The following is a 26,245-nucleotide window of genomic DNA, read 5'->3' as shown; positions in this document are numbered from 1 at the left end:
GTTCGAGGTGCTTCGTCGGTCAGCGCAGATTCACACCGAGCAACGCATCGACGGCGTCCGCGAAGAGACCGGGTGCCGACGCGTCCGAACCGCCCTGCGCGACAGCGAAACTCGCCCACGCGTCGAGGGCGTCGAGCGCCTTGGGGGTGTCCAGGTCGTCGGCGAGGTGCTGACGCAGTCGTGCGACGACGTCGTCGGCGCCGACGGCGGATTCCAATGCCGCGGCACGACGCCACAGCGCCAGACGCTCCTGCGCACGCTCCAACACCTCGTCGGTCCACGCTCGATCCTGGCGGTAGTGCCCGGACAGCAGACCGAGACGAATCGCCGCCGGATCCACGTCCTGCGCGCGCAGCTTCGACACGAAGACGAGGTTGCCGCGACTCTTCGACATCTTCTCGCCGTCGAGACCGATCATGCCGGTGTGCACGTAGTGGCGCGCGAAACGGCCGTCGCCGGACGTCGCCTCGGCGTGCGCGGCGGAGAACTCGTGGTGCGGGAAGATCAGGTCGCTGCCGCCGCCCTGGACGTCGATGCCGGATCCGATGCGGTTCAGTGCGATCGCCGCACACTCGATGTGCCAACCGGGTCGACCGGGACCGAACGGCGACGGCCACGACGGCTCACCGGGGCGCTCGGCACGCCACAGCAGCGCATCCAACGAATCCCGCTTGCCGACGCGGTCGGGGTCTCCCCCGCGCTCGGCGAAGAACTTGTCCATGGTCGCGCGGTCGTAACCGGACTCGTATCCGAACTCCGGCGTCGCGTCGGCACGGAAGTAGACGTCCGGGTACTGCTCGTCGTCGACGACGTACGCCGCACCCGAAGCGAGCAGCTTCTCGACCAGTTCGACGACCTCGTCGACCGACTCGACCGCACCGATGTAGTCACGAGGAGGCAGTACACGCAGCGCCTCCATGTCCTCGCGGAACAGCGCGATCTCCCGGGCACCCAGATCACGCCAGTCCTCACCGTCGCGGTCCGCACGCTCGAAGAGCGGATCGTCGACGTCGGTGACGTTCTGGACGTAGTGCACGTCGTGTCCGGCGTCGCGCCACAGACGGTTCACCACGTCGAACGTCAGATACGTTGCGGCGTGACCGAGATGCGTCGCGTCGTACGGGGTGATTCCGCAGACGTACATCTTCGCCTGCTCACCCGGAGTGACCGGTCGCACTTGCCGGTCCGCGGTGTCGTACAACCGAAGTGGTGGCCCCTGACCGGGGATCGACGGAACGGCTGTGTCGGACCAAGACTGCATGCAGACGAGCCTATCGGAGTCGTCTCAGAAGGCGGGCCACGGTATCGGCCTACTCGACCGAGGCTCGGGCATGACAGGTCGTGCGATCAGTCCGCGTGCTCGCGCGAGCAGTGCGTCGATCTCGTGTTCGGTGATGTGGCCGCGCAGTCGCGGTTCGACGGCGTCGGCGAACGTGTCGACGAACTCGACGATGTCGCTCATCGACGCGTCGTCGATCGCCCTGCCGGACCAACCCCACAGCACGGTGCGCAGCTTGTCCTCGGAGTGCAGGCAGATGCCGTGATCGACGCCGTAGACGTAGCCGTCGAGTCCCTCGAGCGCGTGGCCGCCCTTACGGTCGGCGTTGTTGAGCAGTACGTCGAGGACGGCCATGCGCTGCAGACGTGGATCGTCGGCGTGGATGAGGGCGACTTCCTGCCCCTCGCCGTCGTACGCCTGTAGAACCGGAATCCACCCCTCCGGCACGAGCTCGGGTGGACAGAGGTCGACGAGGTCGATGCGCGTACCGTCCTCCCCGTGCGGCTCGGGAGTGTCGATCCAGCGCTGCACCATGCCGGGCCCGAACGGCCCGTCGCGCAGAATCGTCGTCGGAATGACGCCCCAGCCGAGCGCGTCGGAAATCTCGTACGACGCGATCTCACGGCCCGCGAGAGTGCCGTCCGGGAAATCCCACAGCGGCACCTCGCCGCGAATGGGCTTGTAGACGCAGCGCACCGGCTCGGACGATGCGGTCGACGTGCCGGAAGCGTCCCCGTCGAGGGTTGCCTCGCACACCAACGTCGCGTTGCTCGCGGACACGACCCGACCGACGACGGTCAGTTCGCCGGTTTCCATGACGGCACGCCCGGCGAACGGTGGCCTGTCTTCGATCAAAGTTCGTCGCCCAGTTCGGTCGCGGAGCCGAAGGTCGCGTCACGCCGGTATCCGTTGGATCGCACGCACGTGTGGCCGTCCTGCGCCAGCGGCTGACCGCACAGCGGGCACGGGGCCCGTCCGGCGGCAATTACCTTCTCCGAGCGCAGCGCGAACTCGCGCGCCTGGATCGGTGTCAGGAACACCCGAACGGCGTCGGGTCCCTCGTCGGTGTCGTCGAGCACGACCGACTCGTCGACCTCGGTCTCGCTGATGGCCAACAACTCGACGACGACGGCGTTCGCGTCCGCGTCCCAGCCGAGACCCATCGTCCCGACGCGGAACTCGGTGTCGATCGGCGTCAGCAGCGGACTCGTGTCCCCCACCGTCGTCTCCTCCGGTGGTACGTCCGCGCCGAACCGACGATGCACCTCGTCGAGCAACAGACCCATACGGTCGGCGAGTACCTGAACCTGCTGCTTCTCGAGAGCGACCGACACGACTCGCGTCTCGTGTACGGCTTGCAGGAAGAACGATCGGTCGCCGGGCTCACCCACGGTTCCTGCGACGAATCGATCAGGGGTGCGGAAAACATGTATTGCGCGTGGCATTGCACCTCCTGGGTTCATGGCGTACGAGCTCGAAAGAACGTACCGAAGGGATCCGCCCTATCGGACCCCGCACTGTTTCATTATCCGCTATCGAGCGGACTACGCTCCGGAACCTCCGCCCGGCACCGCGTCGGAATCCGACCCGGCCTGCGATTCCGACGCCGATCCGGACGACGTGGACGACGCCTTCTCGACGGCAGGAACCACACCCGACAGATCGAGCCCCGTGTCGTTGGTTCGCAGCACGAACGGCCTGGTGGAGGTGTACCTCACGACGCTCACCGATGCTGGATCGGCGACGATGCGCTGGAAGGAATCGAGGTGGCAGCCGAGTGCGTCCGCCAGTACCGACTTGATGACGTCGCCGTGCGTGCAGGCAACCCACAACACGTCTCGCCCGTACTCCTCGGCGAGTCGTGCATCGTGCTCACGGACCGCTGCGACCGCTCTCGCCTGAACCTGCGCGAGACCCTCGCCGTCCGGGAAGATCGCGGCGGACGGGTGTTGCTGCACGACCTTCCAGAGCGGCTCGTTCACCAACTCCTTGATCGCCCGCCCGGTCCACGACCCGTAGTCGACCTCGAGCAGCCGCTCCTCGACCACCGGGGTCAGCCCGCGCTTCGCAGCCAGCGGTTCGACGGTCTGCTCGCACCGCTGCAGCGGCGAACGCACGATCTCCTCCACCGGGAGCGAACCGAGGCGCTCGGCGACGAACGCAGCCTGCTCCACCCCGCGGTCGTCCAGGCCGATGCCCACCGACCGGCCCGCCAGCGTTCCGGCCGTGTTCGACGTGGACCTACCGTGGCGCAACAAGATCACCGTCATGAACGCCAGCCTAGTAGGCAGACTGAATCAGGTCGTTTCTCCAGGCTCCACGCCCGGCCTATCAGGTCGCCGAGACGACGCCCGTCGCCAGCAGCGCCATGACTCCCACACCCAGCACGATGCGGTAGCCGACGAACCAGTACAGCGAGTGGTTCGCGACGAACTTCAGCAGCCATGCGATCGACGCGTAGCCGAGACCGAAGGCCACCAGCGTCGCCACGATCAACTGCGGTCCCGACGCGTTCAGACCCTCGCCCGCCGGCGCGAAGGCGTCGGGAAGCGAGAACAGGCCGGACGCGGTGACCGCGGGGATCGCGAGCAGGAACGAGAACCGCACCGCCGCTTCGCGTTCGAGGCCCATGAAGAGGCCGGCACTCGTCGTGGCACCCGAGCGAGAGACACCAGGAATCAACGCGAGGCACTGCGACAGTCCCATGACCAGGCCGTCGCGCGTCGTGATCTGCTCGATCGGCCTGCGCTTGGTGCCGACGTACTCGGCGACGGCGATGACGATGGCGAACACGATCAGCATCGTCGCGATCAGCCAGAGATTGCGAGCCCCGGTGCGGATCTGGTCCTTGAACAAGAACCCGAGCACGCCGATCGGAATGGTGGCGATGATCACGTACCAGCCGAGGCGGTAGTCCAGGGTGCGCTGCGTCTTGTCCCGGAGGCCGACGAACCACGCTTTCACGATGCGCACGATGTCGCGCCAGAAGAACAGCAGCACCGCGGCTTCGGTGCCGAGCTGCGACACCGCGGTGAACGACGCGCCCGCGTCGTCGCCGAAGAAGACGCTGGACACGATGCGCAGGTGACCGGACGACGAGATCGGCAGGAACTCGGTGAGCCCCTGCACCGCTCCGAGGACGATCGCCTGCAACCAGGTCATGGACTCACCGATCAACGGACCTGCCCCCGTCCAGTGATGCGGCGTCCGTTCGGACGGCTCCGAGCTGTGGATTCGGCGAGCATGTTCACGATGCTGACCGTACCTAAGAACCGACATGCGCACCGGGCGACACTCGCACCGCCCCGCGTCGCGCACTACTCTGCTGACTCGGCGCGCCCCGTGCCGCAATCACTCTAGTGAGGAACTGTCGAACGTCATGAAGCAGAGATCTGTCGGCTCCAGCGGGCTGCGTGTGTCGAGACTCGGACTCGGCACCCTCGGATGGGGCAGCGGCACCGACGGCGACGACGCCGCTGCTCAGCTGTCTGCGTTCGCGGACGCCGGTGGAACTCTCGTCGACACGTCGCCGGCCTACGGTGACGGCCGCGCACAGCGAGTTCTCGCCGAGGTCCTCGACGACGTCGTCCCGCGCCGCGATCTGATCGTCAGCGGTGCTGCCGGCGTGTCGACGCAGCGCGACACCTACCGCGTGGACTGCTCGCGACGCGCTCTGCTGGGCCAGTTGGAGGAAACACTGCGCGAACTGGGCACCGATTACCTGGATCTGTGGCAGGTCGCGGCCTGGGATCCGAATACACCGGTCGACGAGATCGCGGCCACACTGGACTACGCGGTGACGAGCGGCAAGGTCCGCTACGTCGGGGCGCGCGGTCACCTCGGGTGGCAACTCGCGACGGCAGCAGGAGCGGCAGGAGCGGGCCGCATTGTCGCGACACAGGCCGAGTACTCCCTGCTCGCACGCGGCATCGAGGACGAGCTGATTCCTGCGGCGGTGCATCACGGCGTCGGCGTCCTTGCGGCCGTTCCGCTCGCGGGCGGTGTTCTGACCGGCAAGTACCGCAAGGGCACGCCTGCGGACTCGCGCGGCGCCGACGACCTGCACGCACACTCCATCGCCGCCTACCTCACCGACACTTCCGACAACGTCGTCGACGCCACCGTCACCGCGGCCAGTGGACTCGGCACGTCGCCTCTCGCGGTGTCGCTGGCCTGGGCGCGTGATCGACCCGGCGTCAGTGCTGCCATCGTCGGCGCGCGCGATCTGGCGCAGCTGACGGGCGTACTGGTCGCCGAGGATCTCGAACTCCCGCGCGCGATCACGTCGGCGTTGAACGACGTCAGCAGCTGATCATGGACAGGCTAACCTTGTTCGCGTGAACGGATTGCGCGCGAAGCGAACACGGCTGGCCTTCGGAATCGTTGCCGCGGTGTCGTCCGTCGTCCTCGTTTCGTGCGCGGGAACGGATGCCGGGAACGGCGGTGAGTCCGCGGGCTCGATCGGACCGCGCACGGCCGTCGTCGAGAATCCGGATCCGGAACCCATCGCCGACGCGCCTGCACCGGCGCTGCCCGTCACGACGCGGAGTCTGGACGGAGTCGACGTCACGGTGTCCGACGCCAGCCGGATCGTCGCAGCCGACCAGTACGGCACCCTCGCCACGACGGTGTATGCCCTCGGACTCGGTGACAACCTCGTCGGCCGCGACACGTCCGCCGATTTTCCGGCGGTCTCCGACGTCACCGATGTCACCCCTGGCGGCCATTCGCTGAGCGCAGAAGGAATCCTCGCGCTGAACCCCACCGTCGTGCTGACCGACACGAGCATCGGGCCACGCGCGGTCCAGGACCAGTTGCGGGCTGCGGGCATCCCGGTCGTCTACTTCGACCCGACGCGCACTCTCGACGGCGTCGGACCGCAGATCGAGGCCGTCGCGTCGGCACTCGGCGTTCCCGACCAGGGCGCACGTCTCGCCGAGCGCACAGCCTCCGAGATCGACGCCGCGACACGCGCGGCGCCGACCGACGGTGACCCGCTGAAGATCGCGTTCCTGTACATGCGCGGTCCCGCGATCAAGATGCTTGCCGGACCCGGCTCGGGAGCGGATTCGCTCGTCGCAGCGCTGGGCGCCGACGACGCGGGGACCGCATCCGGCCTGACCCAGCAGTTCGTGCCGGTCACCAGCGAAGCGCTGATTGCAGCCGCACCCGACGTCATCCTGATGATGACCGACGGCCTCGAGTCCATCGGCGGCATCGAGGGCCTCGAACAGGTGCCCGGGATCGCCCAGACGCCGGCCGGGCAGTCCGAGCGCATCGTGGACATGGCCGACGGCGTGATCCTCAGCTTCGGGCCGAACACCGGAAAAGTACTGGGCGCCCTCGCGAAGGCCGTCTACGAACCGGCTTCATGACGTCCCACGCAGAGACACAGGTCGGGTCGACGCCGGAACGGCACCGACACCTGCGCACCTGGGCGGTGTTCGGTGTGCTCGTGGCACTCGTCGTCGTGCTGGCTCTGATCTCCGCGTGTACGGGCCAGGTGGAGACGACCCCGATGGAAGTCGTCGGAAGCATCCTCCACCGCGTCGGTCTCGACGTCGGCCCCATGCCGTCGCATCCGAGCGGCGACGTCACACTCTGGCAAGTTCGCTTCCCGCGTATCGCACTCGGAGCCGTCGTGGGCGCAAGCCTGGGCTGCGCGGGCGCACTGCTGCAGGGTGTTTTCGCCAACCCGCTCGCCGAGCCGGGCGTCATCGGCGTGTCGTCGGGAGCAGCGGTCGGTGCATCGTCCGTATTCGTGCTCGGCAGCGCATTCGCCGGCGTCTGGTCGGTCGCCACCGCCGCGTTCCTCGGCGGGCTGATCACGACCGTGCTCGTTTATCTCCTCGCACGCGGGGGCGGCAGGACCGAGGTGGTGACGCTCATCCTCACCGGCGTCGCGATCAACGCCTTCGCGGGCGGTCTCATCGCGTTCTTCACGTTCGTGGCGTCGCCCGCGGCTCGCGATCAGATCGTCTTCTGGCAGCTTGGATCACTGTCCGGGGCCACCTGGCAGGCTGTAGCGGTCGTCGCTCCGCTGGCGGTGGTCGGGATCGCAGCGTCGATGGCCATCGCGCACCGGCTCGATCTCCTTGCGCTCGGCGAGAACGTCGCACGACACCTCGGCGTCGACGTCGAACGGCTGCGACAGTTTGCGATCGTCGTCGTCGCGCTGTTGGTGGCGTCCGGGGTCGCGTTCACCGGCATCATCCTGTTCGTCGGGCTCGTCGTTCCGCATCTGATGCGCATGCTTCTCGGACCGGCGCACCGCACACTGATTCCCGCAAGCGCGTTGGGCGGTGCCGTGGTGTTGATCGGCTCCGATCTGCTGGCCCGCTCGCTCGTCGCGAACGTCGACATGCCGCTCGGCATGATCACGTCGCTGATCGGCGCGCCGTTCTTCTTCTGGATGTTGCGCCGCACCAGAGCGAAACAGGGCGGCTGGGCATGAGGCTGTTCTCCCGCCGACACGACGAACTCACCCCCGTCACGCCGGGCGACGTCACACTGCGCGCCCGAGGCGTCGACGCCGTTCGGTCCGGTCGTACCGTTCTGCGGTCGCTCGACCTGGACATCGTCGCAGGCGAGGTTCTCGCGCTCGTCGGACCGAACGGAGCAGGCAAGTCGACGGCCCTCGGAGTATTCGCCGGAGAGACCGATCCCCAGGCGGGCACGGTCGAACTACAGGGGCGACCGTTGTCGTCGTGGTCTGATCTTCGAGCCGCGCGTCGGCGAGCCGTTCTACCCCAACAGCACACCGTCGGGTTCTCGTTCACCGTCGAACAGGTCGTGCGGATGGGCCGGTCGCCGTGGAACGGAACGCCGTACCAAGACATGGACGACGCATCGATCGCAGCCGCGATGGACGAGTGCGACGTCGCTCGGTTCGCGCACCGACCGTTCTCGAGTCTGTCCGGCGGCGAACGAGCACGCGCGTCCCTCGCCCGAGTTCTCGCCCAGGACACCACGACACTGCTCCTGGACGAGCCGACGGCCGCGCTCGACCTCGGTCATCAGGAAACGGTGATGTCCGTCGCACGCGGACGCGCACTCGCCGGGAGTGCCGTCGTCGTCGTTCTGCACGATCTGGGTCTCGCAGCCGCGTACGCCGACCGGATCGCGGTGCTGCACGACGGCTCGCTCGAAGCCGTCGGTAGTCCGAGGACGGTGCTGCGGGCGGACCTGCTGTCCCGGGTCTACGGTCATTCCGTCGAGGTGCTCGATCACCCCGTGACCGGGGCTCTGCTCGTGCTGCCGGTGCGCGACGGCTCGTCGCGCCCGGAGTCAGCCGACGTCGATCAGTGAGCTCATCCGACCCAGAAGCGACCGCATCGGTGACGACTCGCTGGTCGACGGGTCGACCGGAGTTGCATGGTTGACGGCGTCGCGCACCGCGGCGACGACGCTGCGTTCGTCGGCGATGTCGACCTCGGTCATCGACTGCTCGGCGACGGCCGAGACGTCGGACTCGTCGGGGACGGCGGACGACATGTTCGCGCGGTAGACCGCCAGATACAACGTGCCTCGGTGAACACGGAACGCGAACGGCCGACCGTCGTCGGTCCTGCCGAATCCGTTGGCGTGGGATCCCGTGGTGATCTCTTCGACGTCGAATCGGTCGGATTCGACGTGCTGGAGTGAAGTGCCTGCGGTGTCGAAACGATTTTCGGTTTCCAACTCGACTCCTCGTTTTCTCCCCGCGAAACACGGTACCGCCACGCGCAGATCCGTCCGAGTCGGGTCCGACGACGGGCTCGCCGGAGCGATCAGGCAGGCTTGGGAGCGGTCACCGAGAACACGAACGTTGTCAGGAGCAGACGAACCGATGGAACACACACAGTCGCCGCGGCGGATCGCTCTGGTCATGGCGGCCGCTTCGGCTGTGCTTCTCGCGACGGCCTGCTCGAGCGACAGCAGCGACGAACCCGATGCCGTGAACCTCGAACCGGTGACGAGAGTGGACTCCCCCGACACTGCGGTACCCCCGATCGGCGTCGTCACCGACTCCCCTTCCGGTCTGCATTCCACCACATTCGACGCCGACACGCGCTCCGTCGTCGCGCTGTCCGACGACCAGAGATCGCTCGTCGTGTTCACCGCTCCCGACGGCCGGATCGCCGACCGACCACCTCGTGAGATTCCACTACCGGGAGCGGCCGCCGGGATCGCCGACGCCGGTGACGGTCGCCTGCTGCTGCCGATGGACCGATCGCTCGTCGAAGTCGATCTGCGCACGTCGGACATCGACTCCATTCCGATCGACGCCAATCTGACGAGCGCGGCACTTCTGGACGACGGCCGCTTCGCCGCCGGCGACGACGGTGGCACGATTCACGTCGTCGACCCGGACGGCGATCGGTCACAGGTCGAGACGGTCGACGGTCTGACGTCGGTCGACGCGCTGGCATCGACCCAGTACGGCGTGATCGCTCTCGACCGTCACCAGACCTCGCTCACCGAGGTGAAAGTCGACGACGGTTCCCTCGGCCTCGCCTTGCGAGCCGGCGAAGGAGCGGCGCACCTCGACACCGACAGGTTCGGACGGATTCTGGTCACCGACACCGTCGGACGCGAACTGCTGGTCTACTCGTCCGAGGATCTGCTGCTCCGTCAGCGCTTTCCGGTCGATGCGCAGCCGTGGGCCGTCGCCTACGATGACAAGTCCGACGTCGTCTGGATCAGTGTGCCCGGAGACAACGAAGTGGTCGGATACACGCTGGACACGGGCATTCCGGTCGAGGTCGCACGGTTCCCTACCGTCCGGCAGCCGGATTCGATCGCGGTGGATTCCGACACCGGTGACCTGTTCGTCGGGTCGGCAACCGGGAATGGACTGCAGAGAATTTCGGTTGTCGAGGGGCGTTAGAACACCAGCGAAAGGCAATGCCACAGTGCCGAAATCCACAGTGCCGGAATCGACGGCGCCGAAATCCACTGCGTTGAGTACGACCGCCGCACGCACCCGCGTTCCGTCCGACTGGGACATCACCTCCGAAGATTGGGAGTACATTCCCCTCCGCCTGCCTCCGGACGTCACACGCGTGACAGCATCGATGCGACTCGCGATTCAGGCCGAGTTCGGAGGCTGGGAGTTGTCCCGGGTCCGGCTGTACACGGACGGCAGTCGACGGGTTCTGCTCAAACGCAAGAAGACGGCCTATCACGTTCCCGAACCGGGCATGTGAGTGTCCCTCGACCGGGACTCCAAGTAGAGAGAAGATCTGTGGGTCACACGTTGTATCGCGCTTTGCTCCGGCTGATGTTCCTTCTCCCGCCCGAGAAGATTCACCACATTGCCTTCGGCGCGATGCGCGCTGTGACCGCGTTCGCACCCCTACGGGCGCTCGTGCAGAAGATCCTCGTCGTCGACGATCCGTTGTTGCGCAGCACGGTGTTCGGCGTCGAGTTCCCCGCGCCTCTCGGTCTTGCGGCCGGATTCGACAAGAACGCCGACGGTGTCGACGCCTGGGGTCCTCTCGGGTTCGGGTTCGCCGAAATCGGAACCGTCACCGCTCAGGCTCAGCCCGGCAACCCGCAGCCCCGCCTGTTCCGCCTTCCCGACGACCGAGCCCTCGTCAATCGCATGGGCTTCAACAATCACGGCGCAGGCGCTGCTGCCGGAATCCTGCGTGGTCGTCGCGGCATGATCCCGATCGGCGCGAACATCGGCAAGACGAAGGTCACACCGGCCGCCGAAGCCGCCGCCGACTACACCGCCAGCGCAACCCTCCTCGGGCCGCTGGCCGACTTCCTGGTCGTGAACGTCAGTTCGCCCAACACACCGGGTCTGCGTGACCTGCAGGCAGTGGAATCCCTGCGGCCGATCCTCTCCGCAGTACAGAGCGTCGTGTCGATTCCGGTTCTGGTGAAGATCGCTCCCGACCTGACGGACGACGATATCGACGCCGTCGCCGATCTGGCGGTCGAACTCGAACTGGACGGAATCGTCGCGACGAACACGACGATCTCGCGGACAGGCCTGCGCACCGATCGTGCCGTCGTCGAGGCCGCGGGCGCAGGTGGAGTGTCGGGCGCGCCGGTGGCCGAACGCTCGCTGGAGGTGCTCCGACGGCTGTACGCCCGCGTGGGGGGCCGAATCGCGTTGATTTCTGTCGGTGGCATCGAGACGCCCGATCAGGCATGGGAGCGGATCACGGCAGGCGCGTCCCTCGTGCAGGGCTACACCGGATTCATCTACGGTGGCCCGTTCTGGATGCGGCGCATCAACAAGGGCATCGCGGAACGTGTGCGCGCAGGCGGCTTTTCGACGCTGTCGGACGCGGTGGGGTCGGCGAGCCGCTGACGATCGTGTGGGGCGCGCGGACGACACACCGCACGCCCCACACCATCACGCCTCGTAGACGCCGGTCAGCAATGCACGTCCGATGGCGTGCGAGAAGAGATTGAACCCGAGGTACGCCGGCGTGGCCGTGTCGTCGACCTCCAGTCGCTCCACGTCCACGGCGTGCACGGCGAAGATGTACCGATGCGGGCCGTGTCCGGCGGGCGGCGCGGCACCGATGTAGCGGGCAAGGCCTGCGTCGTTCTTCAATGTGATTGCGGAGCTGGGGATTCCGGTGCCGCCGTCGTCACCTGCACCCGCGACGAGCGACGTCGTGTCCGCCGGAATGTTCGCGACGGCCCAATGCCAGAACCCGGATGCGGTCGGCGCGTCGGGATCGTACGCGGTGACCACGAAGCTCTTGGTGCCCTCGGGGAAGCCGGACCACGACAGCTGCGGTGAATTGTCGTGTCCTCCCGCGCCCATGATTCCGCTGACCTGCTGCAGATCGAGCGTCGCCCCTTCCTGGAGATTTTCCGAGGTGAGCCGGAACGACGGCAGGTCGGGCAACGCGGCGTACGGGTCGAATGTCATCGACGGTCCTTTCGTAGCGATCCTGAGTGCAGCTGGGGGTCTCAGCTGTGGAGCAGAAAGTGTTCCAGTACCTGTGTACCGAACTCGAGCGAAGCGACGGGTACCCGCTCGTCGACTCCATGGAACAACGCGGCGAAGTCGAGTTCCGGTGGGAGCCTGAGCGGAGCGAATCCGAAGCAGCGAATTCCCAACCGCGCGAACGCTTTAGCGTCGGTGCCGCCGGAGAGCATGTACGGAACGGTCCGCCCGTTCGCGTCGTGAGCCAGGACGGCGTCGTTCATCGCGTCGACGAGGTGACCGTCGAACGTGGTCTCGTACGAATCGAGCTTGGTGATCCACTCGCGTTCGACGTTCGGACCGATCAGTTCGTCGACCTCACGCTCGAACTCGGCCTGACGACCCGGCACGACGCGGCAATCGACCATCGCCTCGGCCGTCTGCGGAATCACGTTGGCCTTGTATCCCGCCTTCAGCATCGTCGGGTTGGCCGTGTCGCGCAGCGTGGCACCGACGATGCGAGCGATACTTCCCAGCTTCTGCAGGGTGCCGTCGAGATCCGGGGACGTCGGATCGAAATCCAGACCGGTCTCTTCGGAGACCGCGGCAAGAAACTCCGCGACAGAATCGGAGATCACCAATGGGAACGTGTGATTGCCGAGTTTGGCCACTGCCTCGGCAAGGTAGGTCACCGCGTTCTCGTCGTGAAGGAAGGATCCGTGTCCGGCGCGCGCCTTCGCGGTCAGCTTCATCCAGCCGAGACCCTTCTCGGCCGTCTCGACCATGTACAGCCGCCTCTCGGTGCCGTCCGGACGCGCGACGGTCAGCGAGAAGCCACCGACCTCTCCCACTGCCTCGGTCACACCCTCGAACAGGTCGGGACGGTTGTCGACGAGCCAGTGCGAACCCCACTTGCCGCCGTTCTCCTCGTCGGCGAGGAACGCGAACATGATGTTGCGAGGCGGAACGGTTCCGCGCGACTTGAACTGTCTGGCCAGCGCGAGCGCCATGCCGACCATATCCTTCATGTCGACGGCGCCACGTCCCCAGACGTAGCCGTCCTCGACCGCCCCCGAGAACGGATGGACACTCCAGTCGGCGGGTTCGGCGGGAACGACGTCGAGGTGGCCGTGGATCATCAACGTGCCGCGGTCGGGATCGGCGCCGGCGAGCGTCGCGAAGACATTGCCTCGGCCGGGAGCACCGGACTCGACGTACACCGTCTCGTATCCGACCTCCTCGAGTTTCCGCGCCACCCACTCCGCGCATTCCTTCTCGCCCTTGGTGGTCTCGAGTTCGCCCGTGTTGGACGTGTCGAATCGGATCAGGGCACTGACGAGATCGACGACCTCGTCCAGTGCTGTGGTCGGGACTGTCGCTGGTGCGGAGTTATCGGCTGAAGACACCACACTTTCCTACCACCTGTCCGGGATGCGCGGGTGACGTGACGGGTCGCATGACGTGCGGATTTGGGAGATCGGGCGTCTCTCGTATAGCTTTAACGAGCACACAGCGACCGGGTGTGCGAGCGACGGAGTGCTCGTCGAACAACAGAACAACGCAAACTGGTCCGAGTGGCGGAATGGCAGACGCGCTAGCTTGAGGTGCTAGTGTCCTATTAACGGACGTGGGGGTTCAAGTCCCCCCTCGGACACCAGAGATCGACACCGACATCTCGGTGAGATCGAACAAGATCTGAGTTGAGACAGACGACGTAGGCCCCGATTCCTTTGGAGTCGGGGCCTACGTCGTTGTTCTCGATTCGGTCGTCGTCCGGCTACAGTCCTTGTCCGGATGCAGTCGAGTGACAGGCGCCTGCCTGGGAGGAAAAAGAAGATGACCGACGCCGACACCGGTATCGATCCCGCCGATCTCGAGACGTGCCTACGGGTGCTGAAGCTCGCAGGCGATCTGGACAAGAATCACCCTGATTCCATTGTCGTGCAGCGGGCGTCGGGGCAGATGTTCAAGGACCTCAAGCGGGCTCGTCGTATCGCTGCCCGCAACGCGAAGTCCGAAGCGGACCGGGCCGTCGTCGCCGCCACCGCAACGGGCTCCCCCGACCGCATCGACGACGAGACGGCAGGTCTGTCACTGACAGCACGTGCGACGGGGGAATTCGCGGGCACGCTCATCCGTCCTCGCCCTTGCTACATCTGCAAGCAGCGCTACACGCAGGTCGACGCGTTCTACCACCAGCTGTGTCCGGACTGCGCTGCGACGAACCGCAGCAAGCGCGACGCAGGCACCGACCTCACGGGACGGCGCGCGCTACTGACCGGTGGACGCGCCAAGATCGGCATGTACATCGCCCTGCGGCTTCTGCGCGACGGTGCCCACACCACGATCACCACTCGCTTCCCGAACGACGCGATCCGACGGTTCAGCGCCATGGAGGACAGCGACAAGTGGCTGCATCGTCTGCGCATCGTCGGAATCGATCTCCGCGACCCCGCTCAGGTTGTGGCCCTTGCCGATTCGGTCGCAGCCGAGGGTCCGCTGGACATTCTCATCAACAACGCGGCGCAGACGGTGAAGCGCCCGGCCGGGTCGTACAGTGCGTTGATCGACGCGGAATCCGAAGCGCTGCCGTCGGGTCCGCGGCCCGACGTGATCACCTTCGGCAAGACGAGCGAGGCGCATCCGGCCGCACTGACGAGCGCGTTGCCCGGCACTGCCGTGGGCGCGGTCGCAGGCACGTTGACGGCGGACGCCGTGAGTTCGCTTGCGCTCGTGGCCGGTTCGGCAACAGCCGAACGTATCGAGCAGGGCATCGCCATCGACGCCGGTGGTCTCGTGCCCGATCTCGCGGACACGAACAGCTGGGTGCACACCGTCGAGCAGGTCGATCCCGTCGAACTCCTCGAAGTGCAGCTGTGCAATTCCGTCGCGCCGTTCATCCTCGTCAGTCGTCTCCGTGCCGCCATGGAATCCTCGCCCGCGCGTCGCAAGTACGTCGTCAACGTCTCGGCGATGGAAGGCCAGTTCGGCCGCGCATACAAGGGTCCCGGTCACCCGCACACCAACATGGCGAAGGCGGCGCTGAACATGCTGACGCGCACCAGCGCCAAGGAGATGCGCGAGAAGGGCATTCTCATGACGGCCGTCGACACCGGTTGGATCACCGACGAGCGCCCGCATCCGACCAAGATGCGGCTCGCCGACGAGGGATTCCACGCACCGCTCGACCTGGTCGACGGCGCAGCACGGGTTTACGACCCGATCGTCCAGGGCGAACTCGGGGTGGACCTCTACGGCCAGTTCCTGAAGGACTTCGTGCCCTCTCCCTGGTGATCGTGTCGCCTACGTTTGTGCTGCGACGGTCACGGTTATACGAGACACTCGGCAACATACGGGGCGAAAACAGGGTGGTCACAACATGGGCGACGACGTCGACCGGCGCAAGTTCACCCGTCAGGACCGGCATCGGTTCCGGCAGAAGGTCCAGGACTGTCTGGACGCACTCGCGACGATGCTCGCGCACGACACGTTCGACGTCGGCCAGCCGAGAATCGGCATGGAGGTCGAGCTGAATCTCGTCGACGACGAGATGGCTCCCGCGATGGCCAATGCGACGGTCCTCGACGCCATCGCCGATCCGGATTATCAGACCGAACTCGGTCAGTTCAACATCGAGATCAACGTCGAGCCGCGGCCGATGCGCGGCGACAGCATCGGGGCGTTGGAGTCGGACCTTCGTCGGTCGCTCAACGCCGCCGACGAGCGAGCGCGCGAGTCGGGCAGCCGTCTCGTCATGATCGGAATGCTTCCGACGTTGACCGAGAAGCACTTCGAGCATCGGTGGCTCTCGTCGAATCCTCGATACGATCTGCTCAATCAGCAGATCTTCGCCGCGCGAGGTGAGGACATCGAGTTGCAGATTCCCGGCGTTCGCCTGCCGGGATCGACCGCCGCCGAAGATCTGAACACGATCACCGACACCATTCTTCCCGAGGCTGCATGCACGTCGATGCAACTGCACCTGCAGGTCTCCCCCGACGACTTCGCCTCGTACTGGAACGGTGCGCAGGCGCTCGCGGGCATTCAGGTTGCGCTGGCGGCGAATTCACCGTTCCTCGCGGGCCGCGCGCTGTGGCACGAAACTCGAATTCCGTTGTTCGAGCAGGCGACCGACACCCGCCCGCTGGAGCTGAAGAACCAGGGCGTCCGCCCCCGCGTGTGGTTCGGGGAACGCTGGATCACGTCCATCTTCGATCTGTTCGAGGAGAATTCGCGCTACTTCCCCGCCCTGCTCCCGGTCTGCAGCGACGAGGACCCGAAAGAGGTTCTCGCGCAGGGTGGTACACCTGAATTGTCGGAGCTGCGGATGCACAACGGGACGGTGTACCGCTGGAACCGCCCGATCTACGATCGCTCCGACGGCGGGCACCACATCAGGCTGGAGAACCGAGTACTGCCCGCCGCGCCGACGGTCGTCGACAGCCTCGCCGATGCCGCGTTCTATTACGGAACGCTACGGACTCTCGCAGAAGCCGATCGTCCGCTGTGGTCGCAGATGTCGTACGACGCGGCCGCCGAGAATCTACATTCCGCGGCCCGCAGCGGATTCGATGCGCGTCTGTACTGGCCCGAGGTCGGGTGGGTCAGTCCGCAGGAACTGGTGTTGCGACGCCTGCTGCCGATGGCCGATGCCGGTCTCGCGGCGTACGGCGTCGACGCGGAGGTGCGGGACCGCTATCTCGGTGTGATCGAGGGCCGGTGCCTGGCGAAGGTCTCCGGTTCGGTGTGGCAACGGAACTCCGTCGTCGACCGCGAACGCGCCGGGCAGTCTCGTGACGACGCGCTCTCGGGCATGTTGGCCGACTACGTCACGCAGATGAACGAGGGCGGACCCGTACACACCTGGTCGTTCTAGCGCCTACGATCGACACATGCTCTACCGAGCTGTCGCCGACGTCACGGTGGTGGTGCATCTGGCATTCATCGCCTACGTCGTCGCGGGCGGGTTCCTGGCGTGGCGTCTACCGAGAACGATCTGGCTCCACGTCTGCGCCGTCGCATGGGGTTTCACGTCGATCGTCGTCGGCGTCGACTGCCCGCTGACGGCGGTGGAGAACTGGGCGCGGGTCCGTGCAGGCGTCGCGGAACTGCCGTCGACGGGCTTCATCAGCCACTACCTGACCGGCGTCGTGTACCCCGAGAGCGCGCTGGGCGCCGTGAGGCTGGCCGCTGCGTTCGCGGTGCTCGTCTCCTGGATCGGATACGCGCATCTGCGGGTCCACTCCCACCGGGGTGCGGGAGTGGAGCCTGCGGAATGACCCGAGGTGCGGGAGTGGAGCCTGCGGAATGACCCGAGGTGCGGGGATGGAGCCTGCGGAGTGACCGAGGGGGTCTTCGACTCCGGTGGAGATCCGCGTTACTGTCCAGTACATGACTTCGTCACGCGAGCACGACATCGTCGTCTACGGTGCAACCGGATTCGTCGGCAAGCTCACCGCCGCCTACCTTGCGTCCCATGCCCCCGCGAACACGTCGATCGCCCTGGCCGGACGGTCGCTGTCGAAGCTGGAGGAAGTCCGTCGTTCGCTTCCCGCTTCCGCGGCCGAGTGGCCGTTGATCCAGGCCGATGCCGCCGACACCGACGCACTTCGCGCGATGGCCGAGAGCACGCGTGTCGTCATCACGACGGTCGGCCCGTATGCGAAGTACGGCCTGCCGCTGACCACCGCGTGCGCCGAGGCAGGGACGGACTACGTCGACCTCACCGGTGAGGTGCTGTTCACGCGCGAGAGCATCGACACCAACGAGGAGATCGCCCGACGCACGGGCGCACGGATCGTGCACGCCTGCGGATTCGATTCCATCCCTTCCGATCTCGGTGTCCATGTCCTGCACGCGGCCGTCGCAGCCGACGGTGCGGGCGAGATGACCGACACCACCCTCGTGGTCACCTCGATGCGCGGCGGCGTCAGCGGCGGAACCATCGACTCGTTGCGCACACAGATCGAGGTCGTCAAGAAGGACAAGAAACTGCGACGTCTGGCCGCGAGTCCGTACACGTTGAGCCCGGACCGGTCTCGTGAACCCGACCTGGGTCGGCAGTCCGACGTGCAACTGGTCGACGGCAAGGACATCGCTCCCGGCGTGAAGGGGTGGAAGGCGCCGTTCGTCATGGCGTCGGCCAACACCCGTGTCGTGCGACGCAGCAACGCACTACGAGACTGGGCCTACGGCAGGAAGTTTCGCTATCGCGAGGTCATGAGCGTCGGCTCGTCCGTTGCTTCCCCGCTCGTCGCCGGCGCCGTGTCCGCCGGGTTGGGCGCGATGGTGTTCGCGATGACGGTCGCGCCGAAGAAGCTTCTCGATCGTGTTCTGGTTGCGCCCGGCAGCGGTCCGAGCACGAAAGCTCAGGAGAACGGACACTTCACGGTCGACATCTACACGACCACGACAACCGGTGCCCGCTACCGTTCGCGCGTGAAGGCGAAGGGCGATCCTGGATACAAGGCGACCTCGGTCATGCTCTCCGAATCCGCTCTTGCCTTGGCGTTCGACCGGGATCGTCTGCCCGACGCGGCAGGGGTGCTGACGCCCGCGACTGCGATCGGCGACGCCCTGGTGACCCGCCTGCGCGACGCCGGATTCGAGATTCGAGCCGAGAAGGCGTGACCGTCGACGACCTCACGCGGTCGTACGACGCTGCCCTCGGGACCGATTCCAGCGCAAGCTGTTTCACCGTCGGCAACTTCGGTTCGATGCTGTCCGCGACGCTCCCCGTAGCAGAACTGGCGAGTGGAGCAGTCGCGTCGTTCGCTGCGGCGGTCGACCGCTACCGGGTGGCCCACGGTCTTTCGACGAGTGCGTGGCACCTCGCCCCGGGACGAATCACCGCATCGTTCTCCGGCGATCGGATGTTGCGGATCGACGACGCTCCGGTTCAGGGATTCGCAGAGTTGTCCGGGTTCTTCCGCAGCGCCGACGGCTGGGTCCGCACGCATGCGAACTATCCGCATCACCGGCGTGCTCTGCTGGCCGCTCTCGGCCTGCCGGACGATGCCGACCGCGGGGTGGCGGCGTCGCGCATCGGCGAGCTGACGGGACAGGACATCGAGGATCGGTGTGCCGCCGCCTCGGCTGTCGCCGTCCGGGTGCGCACGGAGGCAGAGTGGGCCCGCGACGCTGCGTCGGTCGCCGATTCCGGCCCACTGATACGAACCGCGGCCGGGTCTCGATCATCGGGAAGACGGCGTTCGGGCGTTCGGTCCGACGCGACGGCCGACGAGCCGATGCGCGGCATCCGGGTGCTCGACATGACGCGTGTGATCGCCGGGCCCGTCTCGACGCGGGCCCTCGCGCTGCTGGGTGCGGACGTGCTCCGCGTCGACCCTCCGCAGATGCCGGAGATCGAGTGGCAGCATCTCGAGAACGGACAGGGTAAGCGGTCCGCACTTCTCGACATCCGTGCGTCCGACGACGCCGAGGTACTTCGCGATCTCGTCGCTACTGCCGACGTCGTCGTCACCGGATACCGGCCCGGTGCGCTGGAGGCGTTCGGGCTCGACGTCCTGCCTGCGGGCGTCGTACACGGTCGCGTGTCGGCGTGGGGACACGGGCCATGGGCGGAGCGACGCGGGTTCGACAGCATCGTCCAGGCGGCCACCGGGATTTCGCTCGTCGAAGGCACCTCCGAGAAACCCGGAGCCCTGCCGGCGCAAGCGCTCGACCACGCGAGTGGTTACCTGCTCGCCGCCGCGGTCGTCGACGCGCTGACAGCGCAACGCTCGGGCAACGACGCGCTCGATGTGTCGGTCTCGTTGGCACGGACCGGTGCGTGGCTACGGGGCCGACGGGGACGCGTCACACATCCGGTGGCGTCGACGCTGCCCGGCGACGAGACGACAGTCCAGCACGGTTCGATCAGGGCCGCACGGCCCGCGTTGATCGAGTACTCCGACTATCCGTCGCCGGCTCGTCGATTCGGGTTCGACGAACCGGCCTTCCGGTGACCTGAGAACCCGACTCAGGACGCGGGAGCAGGCAGCTTGGACGCCTCCTGGTAGAGCGTCTTCGCCTCCTTCGGCGAATCGACCTGCGGCGGGGATCCCTCGAGCGGCTGTGTCGCGGACTCGCGAAGGAATCCGACCGCGACGAGGCCGATGACGCCACTGAGGATCAGATAGAACGCGGGGACCATGGCACTGCCCGTCGCCGAGACCAGCGCCGATGTGACGAGCGGGGTCGTGCCGCCGAACAGCGAAACCGACAGGTTGAAGCCGATCGACAGGGATGCGTAGCGGACCCGGGTGGGGAACAGTGCAGGCAGCGTCGATGCGCTCGGCGCCGCGAAGCACGCCAGGATGACACCGAGAACCAGACATCCGATCAACGGTCCGACGAAGCCTGTCCGTTGGATCAACAGGAAGCACGGAATCGCGAGGACGATCTGCGCGACGGCACCGAAGACGAAGACGGGCTTGCGCCCGATCCAGTCGGTGAGGCGTCCGACGCCCACGATGATCGAGACCACGATGACCATCGCGGACAGCACCAGCAGGTCGGCGCTGAGCTGCGAACGACCGAGCACCTCGGTGAAGTAGGTCGGAAGGTAGCTCGTGACCATGTAGTTGGACACGTTGTACAGCAACACGATTCCCATGCAGATGAGCAGCGCGCGCCAGTGCTGCGTGAAGATCTTGCCGATCTCCTTCGCTCCGCTTTCCTGCTCCTTGACCTTGGAGTCGTGGTCGTCGAGCTGCTTCCGGAATGCAGGAGTGTCCTCGAGCTTGAGGCGCAGGTAGAGGCCGATGATTCCCATCGGGCCTGCGATGAAGAACGGTATGCGCCAACCCCATTCGACCATCGTGGCGTCGCCGAGCGCCGCGTTGAGGATCGTCACGAGACCCGAGCCCATCGCGTAACCGACGAAAGTGCCGAAGTCGAGCCAACTTCCGAAGAAGCCACGTCGTTTGTCGGGCGAATACTCGGCGATGAACGTCGTGGCACCGCCGTATTCGCCGCCCGTCGAGAAACCCTGAACGAGACGCGCGACCAGAAGCAGAATCGGAGCCCAGATCCCGATGGTGGCGTAGCTCGGAATCAAACCGACTGCGAGGGTTCCGATGGACATCAGGATCATCGTCGCGGCGAGAACCTTCTGCCTGCCGATGCGGTCACCGAGCGGACCGAAGAACAGACCACCCAGCGGTCGGACGAGGAAGGCCGCAGCGAACGTCGCGAACGTACTGAGAAGCTGAACGCCGGGCGAGGCGTCGGGATAGAAGACCTTGCCGAGTGTCGCGGCCAGATAGCCGTACACGCCGAAGTCGAACCACTCCATCGTGTTGCCGAGCGCGGCGGCGGAGACCGCGCGCTTGAGCATCGGCTGGTCGACGACCGTGATGCCGTCTTCGGTCAGCTTTGGTTTACGGTGCATCAGGCGGGCGAACACGCCCCGCCGCAGATGCCGGACATGTTCGTGTCCCCACCGGGTGTCCTCCGGTGGCGTCTGGGATGACTCGGAATCCTTCGCAACCGTCATTTTCTTAACGTTAGCCAGCATAATTATCAGGTTTCAAACCGTTCAGCGGTCGATGAGTCGGATTCCTCTGCATCCCCGCAGGTCATCCGACCTAAACCTCAATTTGGTTCGCGCACTGCACAATTGGGCCATTTCGGTCAATTCGGACGCGGCCTGGTCGTCGGTGCACACCCCGAAACACCGCGAACACCTCGAACCGGGCACGATGATTCGGTGCGCACTTCCATGCTCCCCGAATCCCACAGCCCGAAAGCGGGTGATCGCGTGACCGTCCCCCTGATCGTCGACGTCGACACCGGAATCGACGACTCTCTCGCTCTGCTCTACCTGTTGTCGAGTCCCGAGGCCGAGATTCTGTCGATCGCATCCACCGCGGGCAACGTCCCGGTGAACCAGGTCGCGGCGAACAACCTGGCGTGGCTCGACCTCTGCGGCGCCACCGACATCGAAGTCACACTCGGCGCGCAGAAGCCACTCGTCGCGCCGCTCATGACGACCGAGGAGACACACGGCCCGCAGGGAATCGGACACGCCGAACTACCACTCTCGACGCGTCCGCTGTCGGATCGTGACGCCGCGACCGCCTGGGTCGAAATCGTCCGTGAACGTCCTGGCGAGGTCACCGGTCTCGTGACAGGCCCTCTGACCAACCTCGCGACGGCCATTCGCGTCGAGCCCGAACTGCCGCGGCTGTTGAAACGATTGGTCGTCATGGGCGGGGCGTTCCACCATCCCGGCAACACGACCCCGACGAGCGAATGGAACATCGCGGTCGACCCCGAGGCAGCGGCCGAGGTCTTCGCGGCGTTCTCCGGTCTGCCCGAAAACCGACTACCGATCCTGTGCCCGCTGGACGTCACCGAGACGGTGGAGATGTTCCCCGAGCACATCGCGCGGCTCGCGGAACGCGCCGGAAGCACACCGCGAGAGGTTCTGTCGGAGGACGACGCGTCGACGACACGGTCCTCGGCGTCGAACCCCGTCGTCAGACACTTCTCCGACGCCGTTCGGTTCTACTTCGAGTTCCATCGCGACCACGATCAGGGGTTTCTCGCGCACATGCACGATCCCTTCGCGGCTGCCGTGGCGTTGGATCCGAGCATCGCCGTGCAGCGCACCGCGACCGTCGACGTCGAACTCGACGGAAAGCTCACGCGCGGAACGACGGTCGCGGACTACCGGGGAATGTGGGGACGCGAGCACAATGCATCCATCGCGTATGCAACCGACCCCAGCGCCTTCTTCGACGATCTGATCGAACGAGTGGGCGGGCTGGCTGCGCGCCTGTACCCCTAACTCTCCCCCGAATCGAATGCATCGAGGAGTTTCTGGGCGGCCAACGCCGCCGTGAGAGATCCGTCGCGGACGCTTTGTTCGACGTCCGCGCGGATCTTCTTGACAGCCGGGTTCTGCGCCAGCCGCCGGAGCAACTGATCGTCGACCATCGTCCACGTCCAGTCCACCTGTTGCGTGCGGCGCTTCTCGGCGAATTCGCCTGCGTCGGTGAGGACTTCACGATGCCGCAGTACGGTGTCCCAGAAGTCGTCGAGTCCGACTCCTTCGAGCGCGCTCATCGTCAGCACAGGCGGCTTCCAGATCGCGTCGTGCGGGTAGATCATCCGCAGCGCACCCTGCAGTTCGCGCGCGGCACTCTTCGCCTCGATCGCGTGCTTGCCGTCGGCCTTGTTGACGGCCACAAGATCGGCGAGCTCGAGCACGCCCTTCTTGATGCCCTGCAGTTGGTCACCGGTGCGTGCCAACGTCAGGAACGCGAAGCAATCGACCATGTTCGCGACGGTGACCTCGGACTGCCCGACGCCGACGGTCTCCACGAGAATGACGTCGAACCCGGCGGCCTCGAGCAGCACGATGGTCTCGCGCGTCGCACGGGCGACGCCACCGAGAGTGCCCGACGTCGGAGACGGCCGGATGTAGGCGTTGTCCTCGACGGTCAGCCGGGCCATGCGCGTCTTGTCACCGAGAATCGAGCCACCGGTACGCGTCGACGACGGATCCACCGCCAACACCGCAACCCGGTGTCCCTTCCCGATCAGATACATCCCGAGCGCATCGATGAACGTCGACTTTCCGACGCCGGGAACACCGGTGATGCCCACCCGATGCGACCCACCCGCCTTGGGCAGCAGCTGCAGAAGCAGCTGCTGCGCCAACTCGCGGTGATCGGTGCGCGTCGATTCGACCAACGTGATCGCCCGGGCAAGACCCGACCGTTCGCCCCTCAGAACCGACTCGGCAACCGCGTCGATGTCGATCTGCCTGCCAGGCTTGTTCGCAGACGTCATGCTCAGGCGGACGCCTCACCGGATTCGGCGGCAGGGCCGTGTCCGAGTTGCTCCGAGAGCTTCTGCACCAGCCCGATCGCCGCGTCGGCGATGACCGTTCCGGGTGGGAAGATCGCCGACGCGCCCGCGGCGTAGAGCTCGTCGAAATCCCCGGGCGGGATGACGCCACCGACGACGATCATGATGTCGGGACGATCCACCGCCGCGAGTGCGTCCCGCAGTGCGGGAACCAGCGTCAGATGGCCTGCGGCCAACGAGGACACTCCGACGACGTGAACGTCGTTGTCGGCCGCCTGACGTGCGACCTCCTCGGGTGTCTGGAACAACGGGCCGACATCGACGTCGAAGCCGATGTCCGCGAAGGCCGTCGCGATGACCTTCTGACCTCGGTCGTGCCCGTCCTGGCCCATCTTGCAGACCAGCACGCGGGGACGACGGCCCTCGTCCTCGGCGAACTTCCTGGCCAGTTCGGTCGCCGTGGCGATGTTCTGGGATTTGCCTGCCTCGTCGCGGTACACACCACTGATTGTCCGGATTTCCGCCTGATGACGCCCGTAGACCTTCTCGAGCGCGTCGGAGATCTCGCCGACGGTGGCCATCTTGCGCGCCGCATCGATCGCGAGGTGCAGCAGGTTGTTCTCCAGCCCCGATTCGCTCGACGCGGCAGCTCGGGTCAGGTTCGCCAGCGCTTCCTCGACGGCCGCGGTGTCACGCTCGCCGCGCAGACGCTCGAGCTTTTCGATCTGCTCGCGTCGTACCTTCGAGTTCTCGACCTTGAGCACTTCGATGGTGTCCGGCTCGTCCGGGACGTACTTGTTCACGCCGACCAGGGGCTGACGGCCGGAGTCGATGCGAGCCTGGGTGCGGGCCGCGGCTTCCTCGATGCGCAGCTTCGGGATGCCCTCGTTGATGGCCTGCGCCATACCGCCGGCCGCCTCGACCTCGGCGATGTGTGCGCGCGCCCGGTTCGCGAGCTGGTGGGTCAGCCACTCGACGTAGTGCGAGCCGCCCCACGGGTCGATCGGCCGAACGGTGTTCGACTCCTGCTGGATCAACAACTGCGTGTTGCGCGCGATACGTGCGGAGAAGTCCGTCGGCAACGCCAGAGCCTCGTCGAGGGCGTTGGTGTGCAGCGACTGAGTGTGTCCCTGCGTCGCGGCCATCGCCTCGACACACGTACGAGCGACGTTGTTGAACACGTCCTGCGCCGTCAGCGACCATCCGGACGTCTGCGAATGTGTCCGCAGCGACCGTGATTTCGCGCTCTTCGGCTCGAACTTCTGTACCAGCTCCGACCACAACAGACGCCCGGCCCGCAGCTTGGCGACCTCCATGAAGAAGTTCATGCCGATCGCCCAGAAGAACGACAGACGCGGCGCGAACGTGTCGATGTCCATGCCTGCATCCAGTCCCGCGCGGATGTACTCCACACCGTCGGCGAGTGTGTACGCGAGCTCCAGATCGGCTGTCGCACCGGCCTCTTGGATGTGATAGCCGGAGATCGAGATCGAGTTGTACTTCGGCATCTTCTCGCTGGTGTAGGCGAAGATGTCGGAGATGATCCGCATCGACGGCTTCGGCGGGTAGATGTAGGTGTTGCGGACCATGAACTCCTTGAGGATGTCGTTCTGGATGGTCCCGGCCAGCTTCTCCGGGGGCACACCCTGCTCCTCGGCGGCCGCCACGTACAGCGCGAGAATCGGCAGCACAGCGCCGTTCATCGTCATCGACACCGAGACGCTGCCCAGGTCGATGCCGTCGAACAACTGACGCATGTCGTAGATGGAATCGATTGCAACACCGGCCATTCCGACGTCACCCTGCACGCGCGGGTGATCGGAGTCGTAGCCGCGGTGCGTCGCGAGGTCGAACGCGACCGACAGACCCTTCTGTCCGGCGGCGAGGTTGCGGCGGTAGAACGCATTCGATTCCGCCGCCGTCGAGAAGCCTGCGTACTGACGAATCGTCCACGGCTGATTGACGTACATCGTCGGGTACGGGCCGCGAACGAACGGCGGTGCACCCGGGTAGCTGTCGACCGGATACCCCTGCGCTTCGGCTTCGTCGCGATCGGCCTTCGTGTAGACGGGCTTGACGTCGATTCCCTCGGGAGTCGACCAGACCACCTGCTCGGCCGTGTAGTTGTTCGCTCGCGCGCCTGCGGCGATGTGCGCCGATGCCTCGTCCGGCGTCGGCGCGGACGGTGCCGGCTCGGACGGATCCTTCAGCGGCACATCGGCGAAACTGCCGATCGTGTGCGAGATGCGCTCATCCTGACTGGTCATGGC

General features: G+C 66.2%; 24 protein-coding genes and 1 tRNA gene. 14 read left to right on the top strand and 11 right to left on the bottom strand.

Annotation, left to right across the window (positions count from 1 at the left end):
• Window positions 1-19: 19 nt before the first annotated feature.
• The 5 genes from mshC to HQ354_RS03005 all read right to left on the bottom strand — a co-directional run bounded on the left by mshC (window position 20) and on the right by HQ354_RS03005 (window position 4,453).
• A complete protein-coding gene (gene mshC / locus HQ354_RS03025; protein ID WP_222634139.1) occupies window positions 20-1,261 on the bottom strand; it encodes a cysteine--1-D-myo-inosityl 2-amino-2-deoxy-alpha-D-glucopyranoside ligase in 1,242 nt (413 codons plus the stop codon).
• A gap of 24 nt (window positions 1,262-1,285) precedes the next feature.
• Window positions 1,286-2,095, bottom strand: a complete 810-nt coding sequence (locus HQ354_RS03020; RefSeq protein WP_222634138.1) for an SCO1664 family protein — start codon at window positions 2,093-2,095, stop codon at window positions 1,286-1,288.
• A gap of 35 nt (window positions 2,096-2,130) precedes the next feature.
• Window positions 2,131-2,724 carry a DUF3090 domain-containing protein gene (locus HQ354_RS03015; RefSeq protein ID WP_068424165.1) on the bottom strand — a complete coding sequence of 198 codons (594 nt, stop codon included), beginning with the start codon at window positions 2,722-2,724 and terminating at the stop codon, window positions 2,131-2,133.
• A 99-nt stretch (window positions 2,725-2,823) separates the two neighbouring features.
• Window positions 2,824-3,549, bottom strand: coding sequence for a histidine phosphatase family protein (locus HQ354_RS03010; protein WP_222634137.1), 726 nt, complete (start codon window positions 3,547-3,549; stop codon window positions 2,824-2,826).
• Between the two features lie 61 nt (window positions 3,550-3,610).
• Window positions 3,611-4,453: an undecaprenyl-diphosphate phosphatase gene (locus HQ354_RS03005; RefSeq protein ID WP_174551413.1), complete on the bottom strand. Its 843-nt coding sequence runs from the start codon at window positions 4,451-4,453 to the stop codon at window positions 3,611-3,613.
• Window positions 4,454-4,658: 205 nt separating this feature from the next.
• On the opposite strand from HQ354_RS03005, the gene HQ354_RS03000 reads away from it, so the two are divergent.
• From HQ354_RS03000 to HQ354_RS02985, 4 genes are read left to right on the top strand one after another with little or no spacing between them, the layout of a single operon-like run.
• Window positions 4,659-5,591 carry an aldo/keto reductase gene (locus HQ354_RS03000; RefSeq protein WP_222634136.1) on the top strand — a complete coding sequence of 311 codons (933 nt, stop codon included), beginning with the start codon at window positions 4,659-4,661 and terminating at the stop codon, window positions 5,589-5,591.
• Window positions 5,592-5,616: 25 nt separating this feature from the next.
• Window positions 5,617-6,654, top strand: coding sequence for an ABC transporter substrate-binding protein (locus tag HQ354_RS02995; protein ID WP_308115105.1), 1,038 nt, complete (start codon window positions 5,617-5,619; stop codon window positions 6,652-6,654).
• Window positions 6,651-7,733 (top strand): iron ABC transporter permease, encoded by a 1,083-nt coding sequence (locus HQ354_RS02990; RefSeq protein ID WP_222634135.1) that lies wholly within the window; start codon window positions 6,651-6,653, stop codon window positions 7,731-7,733. The genes HQ354_RS02995 and HQ354_RS02990 overlap by 4 nt, the downstream gene beginning before the upstream one ends.
• The gene (locus tag HQ354_RS02985) at window positions 7,730-8,587 is read left to right on the top strand and encodes a heme ABC transporter ATP-binding protein (RefSeq protein WP_222634134.1); all 858 of its coding nucleotides are present in this window, start codon (window positions 7,730-7,732) and stop codon (window positions 8,585-8,587) included. The genes HQ354_RS02990 and HQ354_RS02985 overlap by 4 nt, the downstream gene beginning before the upstream one ends.
• Here the strand turns inward: HQ354_RS02985 and HQ354_RS02980 are convergent.
• The gene (locus HQ354_RS02980; RefSeq protein ID WP_261768440.1) at window positions 8,567-8,959 is read right to left on the bottom strand and encodes a hypothetical protein; all 393 of its coding nucleotides are present in this window, start codon (window positions 8,957-8,959) and stop codon (window positions 8,567-8,569) included. The genes HQ354_RS02985 and HQ354_RS02980 overlap by 21 nt on opposite strands.
• Before the next feature lie 148 nt (window positions 8,960-9,107).
• Here HQ354_RS02980 and HQ354_RS02975 point away from each other — a divergent pair, with 148 nt between their 5' ends.
• The 3 genes from HQ354_RS02975 (at window position 9,108) to HQ354_RS02965 (ending at window position 11,585) form a co-directional block, all read left to right on the top strand.
• Complete coding sequence (locus HQ354_RS02975) at window positions 9,108-10,148, top strand: YncE family protein (RefSeq protein WP_261768441.1); 1,041 nt, start codon at window positions 9,108-9,110, stop codon at window positions 10,146-10,148.
• A 73-nt stretch (window positions 10,149-10,221) separates the two neighbouring features.
• Window positions 10,222-10,467, top strand: a complete 246-nt coding sequence (locus HQ354_RS02970; RefSeq protein WP_261768465.1) for a DUF5703 family protein — start codon at window positions 10,222-10,224, stop codon at window positions 10,465-10,467.
• A gap of 50 nt (window positions 10,468-10,517) precedes the next feature.
• Window positions 10,518-11,585, top strand: a complete 1,068-nt coding sequence (locus HQ354_RS02965) for a quinone-dependent dihydroorotate dehydrogenase (protein ID WP_222634227.1) — start codon at window positions 10,518-10,520, stop codon at window positions 11,583-11,585.
• A gap of 45 nt (window positions 11,586-11,630) precedes the next feature.
• Here the strand turns inward: HQ354_RS02965 and HQ354_RS02960 are convergent, their stop codons facing one another.
• Window positions 11,631-12,158, bottom strand: coding sequence for a YbhB/YbcL family Raf kinase inhibitor-like protein (locus tag HQ354_RS02960; protein WP_222634132.1), 528 nt, complete (start codon window positions 12,156-12,158; stop codon window positions 11,631-11,633).
• A 41-nt stretch (window positions 12,159-12,199) separates the two neighbouring features.
• Window positions 12,200-13,561, bottom strand: a complete 1,362-nt coding sequence (locus HQ354_RS02955) for a M20/M25/M40 family metallo-hydrolase (RefSeq protein WP_114329711.1) — start codon at window positions 13,559-13,561, stop codon at window positions 12,200-12,202.
• Window positions 13,562-13,723: 162 nt separating this feature from the next.
• Here HQ354_RS02955 and HQ354_RS02950 point away from each other — a divergent pair.
• The 6 genes from HQ354_RS02950 (at window position 13,724) to HQ354_RS02925 (ending at window position 20,122) form a co-directional block, all read left to right on the top strand.
• Window positions 13,724-13,812: transfer RNA gene (locus HQ354_RS02950), tRNA-Leu, on the top strand.
• Window positions 13,813-13,991: 179 nt separating this feature from the next.
• Entirely contained in the window at window positions 13,992-15,449 is a 1,458-nt protein-coding gene (locus HQ354_RS02945; protein ID WP_222634131.1) for an SDR family NAD(P)-dependent oxidoreductase, read from the top strand.
• 85 nt (window positions 15,450-15,534) lie between these two features.
• Window positions 15,535-17,031 (top strand): glutamate-cysteine ligase family protein, encoded by a 1,497-nt coding sequence (locus HQ354_RS02940; protein ID WP_222634130.1) that lies wholly within the window; start codon window positions 15,535-15,537, stop codon window positions 17,029-17,031.
• A gap of 16 nt (window positions 17,032-17,047) precedes the next feature.
• Complete coding sequence (locus HQ354_RS02935; RefSeq protein ID WP_222634129.1) at window positions 17,048-17,434, top strand: DUF2784 domain-containing protein; 387 nt, start codon at window positions 17,048-17,050, stop codon at window positions 17,432-17,434.
• Window positions 17,435-17,546: 112 nt separating this feature from the next.
• Complete coding sequence (locus HQ354_RS02930; RefSeq protein WP_222634128.1) at window positions 17,547-18,785, top strand: trans-acting enoyl reductase family protein; 1,239 nt, start codon at window positions 17,547-17,549, stop codon at window positions 18,783-18,785.
• An 86-nt stretch (window positions 18,786-18,871) separates the two neighbouring features.
• A complete protein-coding gene (locus HQ354_RS02925) occupies window positions 18,872-20,122 on the top strand; it encodes a CoA transferase (RefSeq protein ID WP_222634226.1) in 1,251 nt (416 codons plus the stop codon).
• Window positions 20,123-20,136: 14 nt separating this feature from the next.
• Here the strand turns inward: HQ354_RS02925 and proP are convergent, their stop codons facing one another.
• A complete protein-coding gene (proP, locus tag HQ354_RS02920) occupies window positions 20,137-21,654 on the bottom strand; it encodes a glycine betaine/L-proline transporter ProP (protein WP_222634127.1) in 1,518 nt (505 codons plus the stop codon).
• Window positions 21,655-21,879: 225 nt separating this feature from the next.
• Here proP and HQ354_RS02915 point away from each other — a divergent pair, with 225 nt between their 5' ends.
• Entirely contained in the window at window positions 21,880-22,950 is a 1,071-nt protein-coding gene (locus tag HQ354_RS02915; RefSeq protein WP_222634225.1) for a nucleoside hydrolase, read from the top strand.
• On the opposite strand, the gene meaB is transcribed toward HQ354_RS02915, so the two are convergent.
• Window positions 22,947-23,957: a methylmalonyl Co-A mutase-associated GTPase MeaB gene (gene meaB / locus HQ354_RS02910; RefSeq protein ID WP_114329502.1), complete on the bottom strand. Its 1,011-nt coding sequence runs from the start codon at window positions 23,955-23,957 to the stop codon at window positions 22,947-22,949. The two genes, HQ354_RS02915 and meaB, sit on opposite strands and share 4 nt — an antisense overlap.
• 2 nt (window positions 23,958-23,959) lie before the next feature.
• Window positions 23,960-26,242 carry a methylmalonyl-CoA mutase gene (scpA, locus tag HQ354_RS02905; RefSeq protein WP_222634126.1) on the bottom strand — a complete coding sequence of 761 codons (2,283 nt, stop codon included), beginning with the start codon at window positions 26,240-26,242 and terminating at the stop codon, window positions 23,960-23,962.
• Window positions 26,243-26,245: the final 3 nt, after the last annotated feature.

Source organism: Rhodococcus sp. BP-261 (assembly GCF_019835205.1).
Classification (GTDB): Bacteria; Actinomycetota; Actinomycetes; order Mycobacteriales; family Mycobacteriaceae; genus Rhodococcoides; species Rhodococcoides kyotonensis_B.
The sequence above is the reverse complement of the archived record's forward strand: the minus strand, read 5'-3'. Positions and strand labels throughout refer to the sequence as shown.

What these genes read in the sequence shown, in the direction of transcription:
- HQ354_RS02915 (WP_222634225.1), top strand. Translation starts at nt 21,880, where the DNA reads ATGCTCCCCGAATCCCACAGCCCGAAAGCGGGTGATCGCGTGACCGTC.
- HQ354_RS02935 (WP_222634129.1), top strand. Translation starts at nt 17,048, where the DNA reads ATGCTCTACCGAGCTGTCGCCGACGTCACGGTGGTGGTGCATCTGGCA.
- meaB (WP_114329502.1), bottom strand. Translation starts at nt 23,957, where the DNA reads ATGACGTCTGCGAACAAGCCTGGCAGGCAGATCGACATCGACGCGGTT.
- HQ354_RS03015 (WP_068424165.1), bottom strand. Translation starts at nt 2,724, where the DNA reads ATGCCACGCGCAATACATGTTTTCCGCACCCCTGATCGATTCGTCGCA.
- proP (WP_222634127.1), bottom strand. Translation starts at nt 21,654, where the DNA reads ATGACGGTTGCGAAGGATTCCGAGTCATCCCAGACGCCACCGGAGGAC.
- scpA (WP_222634126.1), bottom strand. Translation starts at nt 26,242, where the DNA reads ATGACCAGTCAGGATGAGCGCATCTCGCACACGATCGGCAGTTTCGCC.
- HQ354_RS02930 (WP_222634128.1), top strand. Translation starts at nt 17,547, where the DNA reads ATGACTTCGTCACGCGAGCACGACATCGTCGTCTACGGTGCAACCGGA.
- HQ354_RS03000 (WP_222634136.1), top strand. Translation starts at nt 4,659, where the DNA reads ATGAAGCAGAGATCTGTCGGCTCCAGCGGGCTGCGTGTGTCGAGACTC.
- HQ354_RS02960 (WP_222634132.1), bottom strand. Translation starts at nt 12,158, where the DNA reads ATGACATTCGACCCGTACGCCGCGTTGCCCGACCTGCCGTCGTTCCGG.
- HQ354_RS02940 (WP_222634130.1), top strand. Translation starts at nt 15,535, where the DNA reads ATGGGCGACGACGTCGACCGGCGCAAGTTCACCCGTCAGGACCGGCAT.
- HQ354_RS03010 (WP_222634137.1), bottom strand. Translation starts at nt 3,549, where the DNA reads ATGACGGTGATCTTGTTGCGCCACGGTAGGTCCACGTCGAACACGGCC.
- HQ354_RS02945 (WP_222634131.1), top strand. Translation starts at nt 13,992, where the DNA reads ATGACCGACGCCGACACCGGTATCGATCCCGCCGATCTCGAGACGTGC.
- HQ354_RS02990 (WP_222634135.1), top strand. Translation starts at nt 6,651, where the DNA reads ATGACGTCCCACGCAGAGACACAGGTCGGGTCGACGCCGGAACGGCAC.
- HQ354_RS02975 (WP_261768441.1), top strand. Translation starts at nt 9,108, where the DNA reads ATGGAACACACACAGTCGCCGCGGCGGATCGCTCTGGTCATGGCGGCC.
- HQ354_RS02925 (WP_222634226.1), top strand. Translation starts at nt 18,872, where the DNA reads ATGCTGTCCGCGACGCTCCCCGTAGCAGAACTGGCGAGTGGAGCAGTC.
- HQ354_RS03020 (WP_222634138.1), bottom strand. Translation starts at nt 2,095, where the DNA reads ATGGAAACCGGCGAACTGACCGTCGTCGGTCGGGTCGTGTCCGCGAGC.
- mshC (WP_222634139.1), bottom strand. Translation starts at nt 1,261, where the DNA reads ATGCAGTCTTGGTCCGACACAGCCGTTCCGTCGATCCCCGGTCAGGGG.
- HQ354_RS02985 (WP_222634134.1), top strand. Translation starts at nt 7,730, where the DNA reads ATGAGGCTGTTCTCCCGCCGACACGACGAACTCACCCCCGTCACGCCG.